The sequence below is a fragment of the Burkholderia cepacia complex sp. TUM26381 genome (assembly GCF_057439935.1).
In genome coordinates this window covers 1,585,622-1,601,218 of record NZ_CM172007.1, presented here as the reverse complement: position 1 = coordinate 1,601,218, position 15,597 = coordinate 1,585,622, and the positions used below count along the sequence as shown (strand labels likewise).

Annotated in this window: 12 protein-coding genes and 1 riboswitch; of the genes, 9 read left to right on the top strand and 3 right to left on the bottom strand. The window is 67.8% G+C overall.

What is annotated here, in order from left to right; all coding sequences use genetic code 11:
* Window positions 1-22: 22 nt before the first annotated feature.
* From ACWMMN_RS23935 to ACWMMN_RS23915, 5 genes are all read left to right on the top strand, one after another.
* Window positions 23-970, top strand: a complete 948-nt coding sequence (locus ACWMMN_RS23935; protein ID WP_256086353.1) for an ABC transporter substrate-binding protein — start codon at window positions 23-25, stop codon at window positions 968-970.
* 52 nt (window positions 971-1,022) lie between these two features.
* Window positions 1,023-2,072, top strand: a complete 1,050-nt coding sequence (locus ACWMMN_RS23930; protein ID WP_340624925.1) for an LLM class flavin-dependent oxidoreductase — start codon at window positions 1,023-1,025, stop codon at window positions 2,070-2,072.
* Between the two features lie 7 nt (window positions 2,073-2,079).
* Entirely contained in the window at window positions 2,080-3,432 is a 1,353-nt protein-coding gene (locus ACWMMN_RS23925; protein WP_059240507.1) for an LLM class flavin-dependent oxidoreductase, read from the top strand.
* 61 nt (window positions 3,433-3,493) lie between these two features.
* A complete protein-coding gene (locus ACWMMN_RS23920; protein WP_342704897.1) occupies window positions 3,494-5,296 on the top strand; it encodes an amino acid ABC transporter permease/ATP-binding protein in 1,803 nt (600 codons plus the stop codon).
* A gap of 34 nt (window positions 5,297-5,330) precedes the next feature.
* The gene (locus tag ACWMMN_RS23915) at window positions 5,331-6,263 is read left to right on the top strand and encodes an ABC transporter substrate-binding protein (protein WP_486424045.1); all 933 of its coding nucleotides are present in this window, start codon (window positions 5,331-5,333) and stop codon (window positions 6,261-6,263) included.
* A gap of 70 nt (window positions 6,264-6,333) precedes the next feature.
* Here the strand turns inward: ACWMMN_RS23915 and ACWMMN_RS23910 are convergent, their stop codons facing one another.
* Together ACWMMN_RS23910 and ACWMMN_RS23905 are read right to left on the bottom strand one after the other, a co-directional pair.
* Window positions 6,334-7,428, bottom strand: coding sequence for an LLM class flavin-dependent oxidoreductase (locus ACWMMN_RS23910; RefSeq protein WP_486424044.1), 1,095 nt, complete (start codon window positions 7,426-7,428; stop codon window positions 6,334-6,336).
* 52 nt (window positions 7,429-7,480) lie between these two features.
* The gene (locus ACWMMN_RS23905; protein WP_486424043.1) at window positions 7,481-8,446 is read right to left on the bottom strand and encodes an ABC transporter substrate-binding protein; all 966 of its coding nucleotides are present in this window, start codon (window positions 8,444-8,446) and stop codon (window positions 7,481-7,483) included.
* Between the two features lie 328 nt (window positions 8,447-8,774).
* Between ACWMMN_RS23905 and ACWMMN_RS23900 the strand changes: the two genes are divergently transcribed.
* Complete coding sequence (locus ACWMMN_RS23900; RefSeq protein ID WP_174992129.1) at window positions 8,775-9,692, top strand: alpha/beta hydrolase family protein; 918 nt, start codon at window positions 8,775-8,777, stop codon at window positions 9,690-9,692.
* Window positions 9,689-10,120 (top strand): MarR family winged helix-turn-helix transcriptional regulator, encoded by a 432-nt coding sequence (locus tag ACWMMN_RS23895; RefSeq protein WP_059240503.1) that lies wholly within the window; start codon window positions 9,689-9,691, stop codon window positions 10,118-10,120. Before ACWMMN_RS23900 ends, ACWMMN_RS23895 begins: the two co-directional genes overlap by 4 nt.
* 105 nt (window positions 10,121-10,225) lie before the next feature.
* Here ACWMMN_RS23895 and ACWMMN_RS23890 read toward each other — a convergent pair whose 3' ends face one another.
* Window positions 10,226-10,732, bottom strand: a complete 507-nt coding sequence (locus ACWMMN_RS23890; protein ID WP_174992128.1) for a 6,7-dimethyl-8-ribityllumazine synthase — start codon at window positions 10,730-10,732, stop codon at window positions 10,226-10,228.
* Window positions 10,733-10,798: 66 nt separating this feature from the next.
* A riboswitch (FMN riboswitch) is annotated at window positions 10,799-10,955 on the bottom strand.
* Window positions 10,956-11,322: 367 nt separating this feature from the next.
* On the opposite strand from ACWMMN_RS23890, the gene ACWMMN_RS23885 reads away from it, so the two are divergent.
* Entirely contained in the window at window positions 11,323-13,404 is a 2,082-nt protein-coding gene (locus ACWMMN_RS23885; RefSeq protein WP_486424042.1) for a TonB-dependent receptor, read from the top strand.
* Window positions 13,405-13,869: 465 nt separating this feature from the next.
* Window positions 13,870-15,489 carry a methyl-accepting chemotaxis protein gene (locus ACWMMN_RS23880; RefSeq protein WP_486424041.1) on the top strand — a complete coding sequence of 540 codons (1,620 nt, stop codon included), beginning with the start codon at window positions 13,870-13,872 and terminating at the stop codon, window positions 15,487-15,489.
* Window positions 15,490-15,597: the final 108 nt, after the last annotated feature.

Genomic DNA, 15,597 nt, shown 5'->3' with positions numbered 1-15,597 from the left:
CTTTCCACGACAGGACGTTTTCATGCAACGAGCCGTATCGCTTTCTTCCCGTGCCGCGCGCACGCTGGCCGCCACGCTGATCGGCCTGACCGCATTCGCAGCCGCGGCCACCGCTGCGACGTTCGACCTGAGCCCCGAACAGCGCGGCCGTCCGCGCGGCACGGCTGACGCAGCGGTCGAACGCGCGGTGCCCGCATCGTTCAAGTTCGCCGAACCCGGCACGCTGACGATCGGCATCGCGCCGAGCCTGCCGCCGATCAGCTCGTATGCGACCGACGCACGCACGGTAATCGGCTTCGACGCCGACATCGGCCAGCTCGTATCCGACAGCCTCGGCCGCAAGCTGAAGATCGTCGCGCTCGCCTGGGCCGACTGGCCGCTCGCGCTCGAATCGGGGAAAGTCGACGCGGTGATCTCGAACGTCACCGTCACCGAGGAACGCAAGCAAAAGCTCGATTTCTCGACCTACCGCAAGGACCAGGTCGGCTTCTACGTGCGCAACGACAGCAAGATCCAGGCGATCCGCGAGCCGAAGGACGTCGCGGGGCTGCGCATCGTGACCGACGCCGGCACCAATCAGGAAAAGATCCTGCTCGCCTGGGATCGCGAGAACGTCGCGCACGGGCTGAAACCCGTGCAGATCCAGTACTACGACGATCAGGCGATGCGCATCGTCGCCGTGCAGTCGGGTCGCGCCGACGCGGTGTTCAGCGTGAACTCGGTGCTCGCGTACCAGAGCGCGCAGCAAGGCAAGACGCGGCTCGTCGGCGCGATCAGCGGCGGCTGGCCGCGCACGGCCGACATCGCGATCGCGACGCGCCGCGGCAGTGGCCTGGCCGATCCGCTGACCGTCGCGCTGAACGGGCTGATCAAGACCGGCCGCTACCAGCAGGTGCTCGACCGCTGGAATCTCGCGTCCGAGGCGATCGACCAGTCGCGCACGAATCCGCCGGGGCTGCCGAAGAGCTGAACGCCGCGCCCGCCCACCGTCCATCCACGCTTACGCAGGAACGCCGCCCATCATGTCTTATTCGCTTTCGCTGCTGGACAAGAGTCCGATCGCCGACGGCGCGACCGCCGCCGACGCGCTGCGCTTCACCACGACGCTCGCGCAGCGTGCCGAACGGCTCGGCTACGAACGCTTCTGGGTCGCCGAGCATCACGGCACGCCGGGCTTCGCCAGCTCGGCGCCCGAAGTCGTCGTCGCGCACCTGCTCGCGCATACGTCGCGCATCCGTGTCGGCTCGGGCGGCGTGATGCTGCAGCACTACAGCCCGTTCAAGGTCGCCGAGACGTTCAAGCTGCTGGCCGCGCTCGCGCCGGGCCGGGTCGATCTCGGCATCGGCAAGGCGCCCGGCGGGTTGCCGCTGACCACGCGCGCGCTGCAGTGGTTCCACGACAAGGCGCGCAAGCCCGACTTCGCGGGCCAGCTCGCCGAGCTCGACGCGTTTCTCGGCTGGGGCGTCGAGGAAGATCATCCGCTCGCCGGCGCGGTCGCGATGCCGGTGCCGCCGCAACTGCCCGAACGCATCCTGCTCGGCGGCTCGCCGGACAGCGGTGCGCTCGCCGCACGCAACGGCTGGCGCTTCTGCTACGCGGGGCATTTCAACGGCGACGACGCGAATCTCGAACGCTCGCTCGATGCGTATCGAAGCGCAGGCGGCACGAAACCGCTCGTCGCACTGTACGCGGTCGCCGCGCCGACACGCGACGCCGCCGAACAACTGATCGGGCCGCTGAAGATCTTCAAGCTGCAGTTCGCGGGCGGCCAGAGCTTCAACCTCGCCAGCGCGCAGGCGGCCGCCGAGTTCGCACGGCAAAGCGGCGCGTCCGACTACCGGATCGACGAGTTGCGCCCGACGGTCCTGGCCGATACGCCCGAGCGCATCCACCGCGCGCTCGACACGCTGAGCCGGCGGCTCGACGTCGACGCGTTCGTGATCGATTCCCCGGTGACCGACTACGCGGCGCGGCTGGCATCGGCCGAATGGCTCGGCGGCGCGCTGTCGGCCACGCCATTGCAGGCGGCCCTCGCGGCCGACCGCTCCTTCTCCCCTGACCAGAACGCGTGACGCTCCCATGACGACCCGACGATCGATCCCCTTCGGCCTGATGCTGCAAGGCGCAGGCAGCCACATGAATGCATGGCGGCATCCGAGCAACCCGCCGGACGCGAGCATCAACCTCGATTTCGCGATCGGCGTCGCGCGCAAGGCGGAAGCGGCCGGCATCGCGTTCGCGTTCGTCGCGGACGGCCTCTACATCAACGAGAAGTCGATCCCGCACTTCCTGAACCGCTTCGAGCCGCTGACCGTCCTGTCGGCGCTGGCGGTCGCGACGAAGAAGATCGGGCTCGCGGGCACGATCTCGACGTCGTACAGCGAGCCGTTCACGGTCGCGCGCCAGCTCGCGTCGCTCGACGCGATCAGCGGCGGCCGCGCGGGCTGGAACGTCGTGACGACGCCGCTCGAAGGCACCGCGAAGAATTTCGGCAAGGCGCACCCGGATCACGAACTGCGCTACGAGATCGCCGACGAGTACCTCGACGTCGTGCAGGGCCTGTGGGACAGCTGGGACGACGACGCTTTCGTGCGCGACCGCGCAACCGGCCGCTTCTTCGATCGCGACAAGCTCCACACGCTCGATCACCACGGCCGCTTCTTCCAGGTCGCGGGCCCGCTGAACATCCAGCGCTCGCCGCAGGGGCAGCCGGTGATTTTCCAGGCCGGTTCGTCCGACACCGGGATCGGCCTCGCAGGCAAATACGCGGACGCCGTGTTCACGCATTCGCCGTCGCTCGAGGAAACGGCCGCATTCACGCGGCGCGTGAAGCAGAGTGCGATCGAACACGGCCGCCAGGCCGACGACGTGAAGATCTTCCCCGGTGTCGGGCCGATCGTCGGCCGCACGGCCGCCGAAGCGGAAGACAAGTACCAGGCGATCCGCGACCTGCTGACGATCGACGAGGCGCTCGCGTACCTCGGCCGCTATTTCGACCACCACGACTTCACGCAGTACGCGCTCGACGCGCCGTTCCCGGAACTCGGCGAGCTCGGCCGCAACAGCTTCCGCTCGACCACCGACCGGATCAAGGCCGACGCGAAGCAGAAAGGCCTGTCGCTGCGCGAGACGGCACTCGCGGTCGCCACGCCGCGCCCGAACTTCATCGGCACGGCCGAGCACGTCGCCGACGAACTGATCCGCTGGCACGACGCGGGCGCCGGCGACGGCTTCATCCTCGGTTTTCCGGTGCAGGCGCAAGGCGTCGACGATTTCGTCGAACTCGTGATTCCGGCGCTCGAGGCGCGCGGTCGCTACAGCCGCGACCTGCCCGGCTCGACGCTGCGCGACCACCTCGGCCTGCCGCGCAAGGCGAGCCGCCACGCGACGCCCGGCGCCGCGCACGAAACGGCGGCCGAAGCACACGCGTGACGCCACCGCGCCGCCCCTGCGCGGCGCGCCTGCCCGACAGATTCGAGGAATTCCAGAAAACATGAGCGACACGACCCATCTCGGCGGCGCGCTGCCGCCGCTCTCTTCCCCCGTCGCGCGCGACGCCGGCACGCGTTTCCGGATCGTGCCCGCACGCCACCGGTCGCGCACGGCCGGCACCGTGCTCGCGCTCGTGCTGATCGCGATCACGCTGCATTCGATCCTCGGCAACCCGCAATGGGGCTGGCCGGTGTTCGCCGAATGGTTCCTGTCGCCTCCGGTGCTGTCGGGGCTCGCGCGCACGCTGGTGCTGACGCTGCTCGGCGCGGTATTCGGCCTCGTGCTCGGCGCGTTCGTCGCGCTGGCCCGGCTGTCGCGTTCGCGGCTGCTGTCCGCAAGCGCATGGACCTTCGTGTGGCTGTTCCGCTCGATACCGCTGATCGTGCTGCTGCTGATCCTGAACAACCTCGGCTACCTGTACGAGCATGTGCGGCTCGGCGTACCGTTCACCGGCATCGTGTGGTTCGAGACGCCGACGACCGACCTGATCAGCCCGTTCCTCGCGGCCGTGCTCGGCCTCACGCTGCACCATGCGGCGTTTTCCGCCGAAGTGATCCGCGGCGGCATTCTCGCGGTCGACCAGGGCCAGCTCGAAGCGGCGGCCGCGCTCGGGCTCCCGCGCGGCCGCCAGACCACGCGAATCGTGCTGCCGCAGGCGATGCGCGCGATCCTGCCAACTGCGTTCAACGACCTGATCATGCTCGCGAAAGGCACGTCGATGGTGTACGTGCTCGCGATGCCGGAGCTGTTCTACACGGTCCAGGTGATCTACCGGCGCAACCTCGAAGTGATTCCGCTGCTGATGGTCGCGACCGTCTGGTACCTGATCATCCTGACCGTGCTGTCGGCGATCCAGGTGCAGGTCGAGCGGCACTATGCGCGCGGTGCGTTGCGCAATCCGCCGCCGTCGGTGCTCACGTTCGCGCTCGCGCGTATCGGCGTGCTGTGGCAGCGTGTCATCCCGCGCCGCGCCGCATCGATCGCACCGGCCGAAAGCGATGATGCGTATGCAGGTGCCGGCGCCGCTACCGCCGCGTCGCGCACCGGCGGCGAAGTGGCCGTGCACGGCGTGTCGAAGCAGTTCGGCATGCAGCGCGTGCTCGACAACGTCTCGTTCGTCGCGCCGCGCGGCAGCGTGACCGTGATCGTCGGGCCGTCGGGCTCCGGCAAGTCGACGCTGCTGCGCACGATCAACCATCTCGAACGCGTCGACGACGGCTTCATCGACATCGACGGCGAACTGCTCGGCTATCGCCGCGACGGCGACGTGCTCTACGAGCTGAAGGAGCGTGACGTGCTGAAGCGGCGCACGGCCGTCGGCATGGTGTTCCAGAACTTCAACCTGTTCCCGCACCTGACGGTGCTCGAAAACCTGATCGAAGCACCGGTCGCCGTCGGCGGCGCGACGCGCGACGCAGCCGAACGCACGGCGCGCACGCTGCTCGCGCGTGTCGGCCTCGCGGATAAAGCCGATGCGTACCCGCGCCAGTTGTCCGGCGGTCAGCAGCAGCGCGTCGCGATCGCGCGGGCGCTCGCGTTGCGTCCGAAGGTGCTGCTGTTCGACGAACCGACTTCCGCGCTCGATCCCGAACTCGTCAACGAAGTGCTCGACGTGATCAAGGAACTCGCGCGCTCGGGCACGACGCTCGTGATCGTCACGCACGAGATCGGCTTCGCCCGCGAAGTCGCGGACACCGTACTGTTCATGGAGCGCGGTCGCATCGTCGAGGCCGGGCCGCCGGCCGTCGTGCTCGACGCGCCGTCGCATCCGCGCACGCGCGCGTTCCTGTCGCGGGTGCTGTGATGCGCATCGCCACCAACCTGCGAGGGCCCGCGCGATGACCGACCGGCGCCAGTTCATCACCGCCGCGCTGGCTGCGGCAGCCGTCCTGCCGTGGCAAGCCGCGCACGCCGCTGCCGCAACGGCCGATCTCGACCCGCGCCAGGCCGGCCGCCTGCGTGCCGGGCGCGACGACGCGGCAATTCATGCGGCAAGCGGCTACCACTGGGTGCGCGACGGCGCGTTCACGGTTGCGATTTCACCGCATGCGCCGCCCGTATCGACCTACGCGACCGACGCGCGTACCGTGGTCGGCGCCGATCCCGACTATGCGCAGCTCGTCGCTGACGCACTCGGACGCACGCTCGTGCTGGTACCGATCGCATGGGCCGACTGGCCGCTGGGGCTGGCGTCCGGCAAGTACGACGCGGTGATCTCGAACGTCGGCGTGACCGAGAAGCGCAAGGAGAAATACGACTTCACGACCTACCGGCTCGGGTTGCACGGCTTCTATGTGCGCACCGGCAGCCCGATTGAGAAGATCGCCGGGCCGAAGGACGTCGCGGGCCTGCGGATCATCACCGGCGCCGGCACGAGCCAGGAGCGCATCCTGCTCGAATGGAGCAAGCGCAACGTCGCGCAGGGGCTGAAGCCGGCCGAACTGCTCTATTTCGACGACGATGCCACGGCACGTGTCGCGCTGATGTCGGGCCGCGCCGATGCGGAGCTGAACCCGAACGCGTCGCTCGCGTACGAGGCCGCGCGCAGCGGCAAGATCCGCCGCGTCGGCGTCGTCAATGCGGGCTGGCCCGCCAATGCCGACGTCGCGATCGCGACGCGCCGCGGCAGCGGGCTCGCACCGGCGCTGACGCTCGCGACGAATGCGCTGATCGGCAGCGGCCGCTACGGGCAGGCGCTCGCACGCTGGGGCTTGCAGAGCGAGGCCATCGCGCGTGCGGAAACCAATCCGCCGGGGTTGCCGTCGTTCTGAAGCATGAAGGCAATCGCCCCCGCATGCCGCGATGGACATGCCGGGGCGATTCAATCGACAGCTTGTCGATTTACGCCGGCACCGCCGCCCGATACCGGTCGAGTTCCGCAATCTGCGCGTGTATCGCCGGAATCAGGTCGCGCCCGTAGGCCAGCGCATCCGCGAGCGGATCGAACCCGCGAATCAGGAACGTCGATACGCCGAGCCGGTAGTACGCGCCCAACGCCCGCGCAACCTGTTCCGGCGTGCCGACCAGCGCGGTCGAATTCCAGCGCGCGCCGGTCAGGTTCGCGACGCCCATCCACAACCGCTCGTCGAGCACGTCGCCCTGTGCGGCGGCCGCCATCAACCGCTGCGAACCCGCATTCTGCGGCGCATGGCCTGCGATCGGCAGGCCATGCGCGAGCCGCGCCGCGCGCACGCGCTCGCGGATCGCCTCGGCCTTCTCCCATACGGCGGCCTCGGTATCGGCAACGATCGGCCGGAACGACACGCTGATGCGTGGCGCACGCCCGAACGGCGCGGCGGCGGCCCGCACGCGCGCGATCTGCTCGCGCACCGCGTCGAGCGGCTCGCCCCACGTCATGTAGACGTCCGCATGCTCACCCGCGACCGTCAGCGCAGCCGGCGACGATCCGCCGAAATAGATCGGCACATGCGGCCGCTGCGCGCCCTTCACGAGCGGCGACGCGCCGCGCAGCCGGTAGAACGCGCCGTCGTGATCGACCGGTGCATCGGCCTGCCAGATCCGCTTCAGCACGTCGAGGTATTCGCCGGTGCGGCGGTAGCGCGCATCGTGCGGCACGAAATCGCCGTCGCGCTGCAGGTCCGTATCGTCGCCGCCCGATACGACGTTCAGCGCGAGCCGGCCGCCGCTGAACACGTCGAGCGTCGCGATCTGCCGCGCGGCGGCCGACGGCACGATCACGCCCGGCCGGTGCGCGAGCAGGATGCGGATACGCTCGGTCGCCGCCGCTGCGAACGACGCGACGATGAAGCCGTCCGCCGCGTTGCTGAAATGGCCGACCAGGATCTGGTCGAAGCCCGCTGCCTCGTGCGCCTGCGCGAAACGGCGCACGTAGTCGGGCTGGACGGCCGCGCCGCCCGGTACGTCGACCTCCGCGCCGGGTGTCGCGGTGATCATGCCGATGATGTCGACTGGCATGTCGGGATGTCCTCTTAGCGTTCGATGGGGAATCGCGGCAATGGCCGCACGCTCATTGCGCGGCGGCCGTCTTCTGCGCAGGCGCCGCGAACGCCCCCGCATACGAGCGGTCGAGCAGCTTCGACGTGTCGTACGCAGCCGGAATCACACCGGCCTTGTGCAGGAAGTCGGCCGTGTTCTGCGCGTCCTTCGCGGCCGTTTCGTCGACCGGGCCCACGCGCTGCTTCGCGTTGTTGAGCCAGCGGTACGCAACGTCGGGTTCAAGCTTCGCGCGCTTCGCCCACAGGTCCGCGTACTCGCGCGGATGGCTGTCGACCCACTGGCGCGCGGCCACCACGCGCCGCAGGAAATCGGTGATCTCGGCGCGCTTGCCCGACGCCGCCTGCTCGTTCGCGGCGACGAAGCTCAGCGCCGGCATCAGCCCCTGCGCGGTCGTCACGGGCCGCGCGCCTTGCCGCAAGGCGAGCGTGCTGACGAACGGCTCCCACAGCGACACGGCGTCGACCGAGCCGTTCGCGAGCGCGTTGGTCGCATCGATCGGCATCAGGTACGCGAACTTCACCGAATCGGCGCGCAGGCCCGCGTGTTCGAGCGCGCGCAGCACGAGCTGCTGGCTCCATGCGCCGCGCCAGACCGCGATGGTCTTGCCCTGCAGATCGGCCACGGTACGCACCGGCGAATGCTTCGGCACGAGGATCGCGACGCCGTCGAGGCTTTGCCGCGATACCGCGACGACCTTGACCGGCGCGCCGCGCGCGGCCAGCGTCAGCAGCGCGGAATCGCCGAGGAAGCCGATGTCGATTGCGTTGCCGTTCAGGCTTTCGGCGACGGGTGCGGCGGCCTGGAAATGCTTCCACTCGATCGTGTACGGCAGGTCCTTCAACACGCCGGACGCCTCCATCGAGGCCTGGATGTTGAAGTAGTTCTGTTCACCGACGCGCAGCGTGACGGTGTCCTTGGCAATGCCCGGCTGCGCGGCAAGCGCCAGCAAGAGCGCCGTGACGATTCGGCTCAACAACGTGATCTCCCGGAAGGTTGGCAGGCTGCCGCGCGATGGCGGCGCCCTTTGTCCGCCGTGCGCGATGGCCGGCGAAACCGATGCAACCGATGCAACCGATGCAACCGATGCAACCGATGAAGATACGTCGATCCACTTCATGAGACAAACGCAATATTCTTCTATGGAAAGATGCAAATATTTTATGAAGCAACCGACCACGCCCTCGTGCTCGCCACCGGCCTCCGTCACGTGTCGTTCGAATGATTCCTCGATAGATATTTCGTGCGCGAAATAAATCCCGGACTATATTTCGCATACGAAACAACTACCCGGAACGAGGACGCCCATGACCGCCCAACCCATCGAGTTTTCGGCCGCCGACGGCTACGTGCTGCACGGCACGCTGTGGTCGCCGGACGCCGCGCCGCGCGCGCTGGTGCTGATCCATCCGGCGACGGCCGTGCCCGAGCGGCTGTATGCGGGCTTCGCACGCTTCCTGACCGAACGCGGCTTCGCGGCGCTGACCTACAACTATCGCGGCATCGGCGCATCGCGGCCCGCGCGCCTGGCCGCGCTGCGGTCGCGCATGCGCGACTGGATGGAGCTCGACGTGGGCGCCGCGACCGCATGGGCGCGGCAGGCGTATGAAGGGTTGCCGCTGCTGGCGGTCGGCCATAGCGTCGGCGGGCATGCGATCGGGCTGTCCGCAAGCACGCCGCATCTGCGCGCCGCCGTCCTCGTCGCCGCGCATGCGGGCAGCACGCGGCTGATCGCGCAGGCGGCCGAGCGCCTGAAGGTACGGCTGATCCTGCGTGTGCTCGGACCGCTGATGTCCGCGCTGCTCGGCTACGTGCCCGGCAAACGGCTCGGGCTCGGCGAGGATCTGCCGGCCGGCGTGTTCCGCGAATGGAGCCGCTGGACGACGCTGCCGCACTATTTCTTCGACGATCCGACGCTCGGCGCGGCCGAACGTTTCTCGAAGCAACGGTTGCCCATCCTCGCACTCGGTTTCAACGACGATCCGTGGGCCAACCCGGCCGCGATCGGCCTGCTGGTAAGCTATCTGACCCGCGCGAAGGTCGAACGCCGTCAGATCGATCCGCACGCGGCGGGCAGCGGCCCGGTCGGGCACATGGGCTTCTTTCGCAGCCGGCCCGGCACCGTGCTGTGGCCCGACGTCGCCGACTGGCTCGCGCAGGCGCTCGACACGCCACGCACCGCGGGCCGTCCCTCCCTTTCCATTGCAGCCGGGAACCCAGCTTGAGCGAAGACCGACGACTGTTTTTCATGTTGAACATCGGCCAGCGGCGCGTGCAGCGCTGGATCGACCGCAAGGCCGAAACCGAGACGCGCGCGAGCGCCGCGCAGGCCGGCGCGTTGTTCTGTCTCGCGAAGCAGGATGGTGCGCTGATCGGCGAAGTCGGCGCCGCGCTACAGCTCGCGCCGTCCGCGATGACGGGCCTTGCCGACCGGATGGCGAAAGCCGGCCTCATCACGCGTCATGCCGATTCCGACGACGGCCGCGCAACGCGGCTGTACCTGACCGACGAAGGCCATGCGGCGCTCAAGCGAGCGCGCGTGCTGCTGCGCGAACTGAACGGCAAGCTGTGCGACGGGTTTTCCGACGACGAACTCGATGTCGTCGCGCGCTGGCTGCACGCGTTGCAGGAGCGGTTTCCGGCAGAGCGCTGAGCGAAGGCGGCAACATCGTGTCGTTGCCGCCTTCGCTGACACCCCGCGAAAGTTGACATGCGTGCCGCCGCGCAAGCAACGCGGCGGCACGCACACCGCAACGCGTCAGGCAGCCTGCGGAATTGCAGCGACCACGGGTTCCGCTTTCAGCGCCGCGACCTTGCCGATCGTATCGACGCAGGCATGCGCGAGTTCCGCGCCCTTCACGAGGAAGTGCTCGTGGAAGTAGGCGACATGCTCGGCGCCGTGGAAATGATGCGGCGTCAGCACCGCCGACAGCACCACCACGCCGGTTTCGAGCTGCACCTGCATGAGGCCGGAAATCACCGCTTGCGCGACGAAGTCATGGCGATAGATGCCGCCGTCGACCACCAGGCCGGCGCACGCGATGGCCGCGTACTTGCCGGTTTTCGCGAGCAATTTGGCATGCAGCGGAATTTCGAAAGCGCCTGCCACTTCGAAGAAATCGCAATCCGCCTGGCTCAGGTTCGCGTTGGCGAGCCCGTCGACGAACGCGTTTCGGCACTGGTCGACGATCTCCTTGTGCCAGCACGACTGGACAAAAGCGATACGCGGCGCGGCAGTTTGGGAGGGGGAAGCAAGTTGGGTCATCGATGGGTCCTGTGTGAGTTGAATGGGCGCACAGGGACAAGCCGCGTACCTTGCGTACGCAACGAACCCCGCTCTCTCTCATCCGGACTTTAACCGTCGGCCCCGGAATCAAACCGGGTCTGCTGACCTTGCCGGACACATGCGTGCCGGCAAGCGCTCGCGGGCTACGCGCAATCGCGCGATTACCGCCGGTGGGGAATTTCACCCCGCCCTGAGAACGTTCGCGGCACATTGGCCGCGCCGGAAATCTATCACACTCTCGACGTGCAGGCGCATGGACATCGCCGCTCGCCTCATGCGCTCGGCGCACCCCGTCCCACGTTTCCCGCCATCGCCCCTCCGCTCCAGCCGCCCTTTTCACCGATCCGACAGAAACCCGACGGGAACCTGCCATCCGGCTTGGAATTTGAAATGATATAACATATCATTTCGGGTGCTCGTCCGCCCGACGCTGTTCCACTGTGGGTGGCCGGGCCTCGCCGAGCCATGTTCCAACGGGTCACTGCGCGTCATTGACGCAACAATATATCGTATCTAGCGGTGACCCGTATCGCTCGTTATCCGATCCGATTCCAACCGATTCACCGACCATGCGCGACCTCCCTCGTCTACCGCTTCGCCCGCTCTCGTCTCTTTCGCTGATGCTGTTCGCCGCCGTCGCCCACGCGCAGACCGATACGCCCGCGTCGTCGAATCCGGCACCGGCCGCCGCCCCGCTCGCGCCGATCTTCGTGACCGCGAACCCGCTCGGCGACACCGAGCCGATCGCGCCGACCGTGCAGCTTTCCGGCGATGCGCTGACGCGCCGCCAGGCCGATTCGCTCGGCGAAACGCTCAACGGGCTGCCCGGCGTGTCGACCACGACCTACGGACCGATGGTCGGCCGCCCGATCATCCGCGGAATGGACGGCGACCGGATCCGGCTGCTGCAGAACGGCGTCGCGGCCTACGACGCGTCGTCGCTGTCGTACGACCATGCGGTGCCGCAGGATCCGCTGTCGATCGAACGCGTCGAAATCGTACGCGGCCCGGCCGCGCTACTGTACGGCGGCAACGCGGTCGGCGGCGTGGTCAACACGATCGACAACCGGATCCCGCGCGAAGCGATCCAGGGCGTGACCGGCGCGCTCGACGCGCGCTACGGCGGCGCCAATTCCGTGCGCGCCGGTGCCGCGCAAGTCGAAGGCGGCAATGGCCGCTTCGCGTTCCACGTCGACGCGTTCGACCGCGAAACGAGCAAGCTGCGGATTCCCGGTTACGCGCGCAGCAGCCCGCAACGCGCGATCGACGGCCCCGACACGCCGCAGCCGGAAGGCAACGTGCCGAACAGCGACGGCCGCGTGCATGGCGGCGCGCTCGGCGCGTCGTACACGTGGGCCGACGGGTTCGCGGGCCTGTCGTACAGCGGTTACGAATCGAACTACGGCTCCGTCGCCGAAAGCGACGTGCGGCTGCGGATGCGGCAGGAACGCCTCGCGTTCGCGTCCGAGATCCGCAACCTGAGCGGGCCGTTCACGCAGCTGAAATTCGATTTCGCTTACACCGACTACCGTCACAAGGAAGTCGACAACGGCGAAACGGCGACCACCTTCCGCAATCGCGGCTACGAGGCGCGCATCGAGGCGCGGCATCGCAAGATCGGCCCGTTCGAAGGCGCGATCGGCGTGCAGTTCGGCCAGAACACGTTCTCCGCGCTCGGCGACGAAATGCTCGTGCCGTCCACGCGCACGAACAGCGTCGCGCTGTTCGGCCTCGAGGAATGGCAGGTCGTCCCGGCGCTGAAGCTGAGCCTCGGCGGCCGCTTCGAGCATGTGAAGGTCGATCCCGATCCGGCCGGCGTCGAGAAATTCGCGGGCGCGCAGCCGCGCGACTTCAACGCGGGCAGCCTGTCGGCCGGCGCGCTGTTCTCGCTGACGCCGGTATGGTCGGTCGCGGCGAACGTCGCGTACACCGAACGCGCGCCGACCTTCTACGAGCTGTATTCGAACGGCCCGCACGATGCGACCGGCCAGTTCCTGATCGGCAACCCGAACGCGTCGAAGGAAAAAGCCGTGTCGACCGACCTGTCGCTGCGCTATGCGAGCGGGCCGAACCGCGGCAGCGTCGGCGTGTTCTACAACCGCTTCTCGAACTACCTGACCGAGTACAACACGGGCCGCGTCGTGAACGACGACGGCGAACCCGCCGCACCCGGCACCGACGGCTCGCTCAACGAGGCGATCTATCGCGGCGTGCGCGCCGAGTTCTACGGCATCGAGCTGGACGGCAAATGGCGCGCGTTCTCGCGACGCGGCCATACGGTCGATCTCGAACTGACGGCCGACTACACGCATGCGCGCAACGTCGACACGGGCCAACCGCTGCCGCGCATCGCCCCGCTGCGCGCGACGCTCGCGGCCGACTACGGTTACGGCCCGTTCGGCGCGCGCGCGCAGGTCACGCACGCGTGGTCGCAGCATCGCGTGCCCGACAACGACTTCTCGACGGACGGCTACACGTCGCTCGGCGTGATGCTGACCTACAAGTTCCGCGTCGGCCCGACGCACTGGCTCGCGTACCTGCGCGGCGACAACCTGACGAACCAGGAAATTCGCTACTCGACGTCGGTCGTGCGCGGCTTCGCACCGCAAGGCGGCCGCAGCGCGATGGCCGGGTTGCGCACCACGTTCTGACCCCACACGGCTCGCGGCGCCCGCCGCGAGCTTGTCGGGCGCGCCGACATGGCGCGCCCGCCTCTGTTAATCCTCCCATCGCGCCAATCGAGCGGCGCACGCCGAGCACCCGCATCGGCGTCCTTCCGGGATTCGTCGAAAACGAAATTCCGTTATTCATCCATAAATCGAAACAAAATCATCAGACGATTATTGGTTAAAAGACGTTTCTTGTTTCACCAATAAAACCGGTTTCAAATTCCACGTATAAACCCTTTAATTACGGGCGACCCAAGGCTTTTTGATCGAGATCAAGAACGCCCAGCTGGCAACGGTTTCAGCACTAAAAAAATTAATATCAGGGTTTTCGAAGGGTAAAGAAATATCCCGTATACCCGTTAATGCCGGCACGAGCCCGTATCTGGTCGAACAATAAATTCCATTTGCCAACCACTCGCGCAGAGGCACAACGTGAAAATCGCCAGAATGAGCATCAAAACAAAACTCCTTGGCGGCTTCGGCTTGCTCGCCGCGGTCGTCGTGATCGTGTCGGGCATGGCCCTCAAGGCACTGTCCGATACGAATGCCGAGTTTTCCCGCTACATGAACGGCATCAGCGCGCGGGCGAACCTGTCCGCGCAAATCCGCACCGCAGTCGACCGTCGCGCGATCGCCGCGCGCAACCTCGTGCTGGTGACCAAACCGTCCGACGTCGAGGTCGAACTCGCCGAAGTGAACCAGGCGCACAAGGATGTGCAGGAACATCTCGCGAAGCTCAAGGACATGATGGCGAACGCGACCGACACCTCCGATCGCGCACGCGAACTGGTGGGCGACATCGTGCGGATCGAAGGCAGCTACGGGCCGGTCGCGCTGCGCATCGTCGGGCTCGCGCAGGCCGGCAAGAAGGACGAGGCAACCGCCGACATCGACGACAATTGCCGCCCGCTGCTCGCGCAGCTGGTGCGCGCGACCGACGCATACGCAACCTATACGCATGAACGCGAACTCGCGATCGCGCAGCAATTCGCGGACCGCTACGTGATGGAGCGCAACCTGCTGGCCGGCATCTGCCTGATCGCGGTCGCGGTCGCGGTCGCCGGCGGCCTGTGGCTGACGCGCAAGATCACGGTGCCGATCGGCTCGGCGGTGGATGTCGCGCGCACGGTGGCGGACGGCGATCTCGGCAGCCGTATCCAGGTGAGCGGCAACGACGAGACGCGCGACCTGCTCGAAGCGCTGCGGACGATGAACGAGCGGCTGATCGGCATCGTCGGCCGCGTGCGCGATTCGTCGAACAGCATCGCGCATGCGGTGAGCGAAATCGCGTCGGGCAACCTCGACCTGAGCCAGCGCACCGAGGAACAGGCCGCGTCGCTGCAGGAAACCGCGGCGACGATGGAGCAGTTCACGTCGACGGTGCGGCTGAATGCGGAAAACGCGCAACAGGCGAGCACGCTCGCCGCGAATGCGTCGGACGTCGCGCAGCGCGGCAGCTCGGTGGTCGGCCGCGTGGTGGATACGATGACGGAGATCGGCCTCAGCTCGTCGAAGATCGCCGACATCACGGGCATCATCGAAGGCATCGCGTTCCAGACCAACATCCTCGCGCTGAACGCCGCCGTCGAAGCGGCGCGCGCGGGCGAACAGGGCCGCGGCTTCGCGGTCGTCGCGAGCGAGGTGCGCAGTCTCGCGCAGCGTTCGTCGACGGCGGCGAAGGAAATCAAGGAGCTGATCTCCGTGTCGGTGCAGACGATCCAGGACGGCTCGGCGCTCGCGGGTGAAGCCGGCAAGACGATGTCCGACGTCACGCAGGCCGTCGCGCGCGTGACGGACATCATGGGCGAGATCGCCGCTGCGTCGGCCGAACAGAGCCGCGGCATCGACCAGGTGAACCTGACGATCACGCAGATGGACGAGACGACGCAACAGAACGCGGCGCTCGTCGAGCAGGCTGCAGCCGCATCGAAGTCGCTCGAGGCGCAGGGCCGCGAACTGTCCGAAACGGTCGCCGCGTTCCGGATGCCGTGCGGGGCACACGCGGCGGCGTCGGGCACGCATCCGCAGGGAGCCGACATGCGGCACTGGCAACCGGCCACCGCGTAACGAAACGCGAAAGAGACGACGATGCGCACGCTGTTCCGCTCATCCGCCTGCATCGTGCGTACGTGCACCGCACGATGCGCGGCCACGCGCGGGACGCGGTTCGGCAGC

Coding starts and splice junctions, on each gene's coding strand:
- ACWMMN_RS23935 (WP_256086353.1), top strand. CDS start 23: ATGCAACGAGCCGTATCGCTTTCTTCCCGTGCCGCGCGCACGCTGGCC.
- ACWMMN_RS23930 (WP_340624925.1), top strand. CDS start 1,023: ATGTCTTATTCGCTTTCGCTGCTGGACAAGAGTCCGATCGCCGACGGC.
- ACWMMN_RS23925 (WP_059240507.1), top strand. CDS start 2,080: ATGACGACCCGACGATCGATCCCCTTCGGCCTGATGCTGCAAGGCGCA.
- ACWMMN_RS23920 (WP_342704897.1), top strand. CDS start 3,494: ATGAGCGACACGACCCATCTCGGCGGCGCGCTGCCGCCGCTCTCTTCC.
- ACWMMN_RS23915 (WP_486424045.1), top strand. CDS start 5,331: ATGACCGACCGGCGCCAGTTCATCACCGCCGCGCTGGCTGCGGCAGCC.
- ACWMMN_RS23910 (WP_486424044.1), bottom strand. CDS start 7,428: ATGCCAGTCGACATCATCGGCATGATCACCGCGACACCCGGCGCGGAG.
- ACWMMN_RS23900 (WP_174992129.1), top strand. CDS start 8,775: ATGACCGCCCAACCCATCGAGTTTTCGGCCGCCGACGGCTACGTGCTG.
- ACWMMN_RS23890 (WP_174992128.1), bottom strand. CDS start 10,732: ATGACCCAACTTGCTTCCCCCTCCCAAACTGCCGCGCCGCGTATCGCT.
- ACWMMN_RS23885 (WP_486424042.1), top strand. CDS start 11,323: ATGCGCGACCTCCCTCGTCTACCGCTTCGCCCGCTCTCGTCTCTTTCG.
- ACWMMN_RS23880 (WP_486424041.1), top strand. CDS start 13,870: ATGAGCATCAAAACAAAACTCCTTGGCGGCTTCGGCTTGCTCGCCGCG.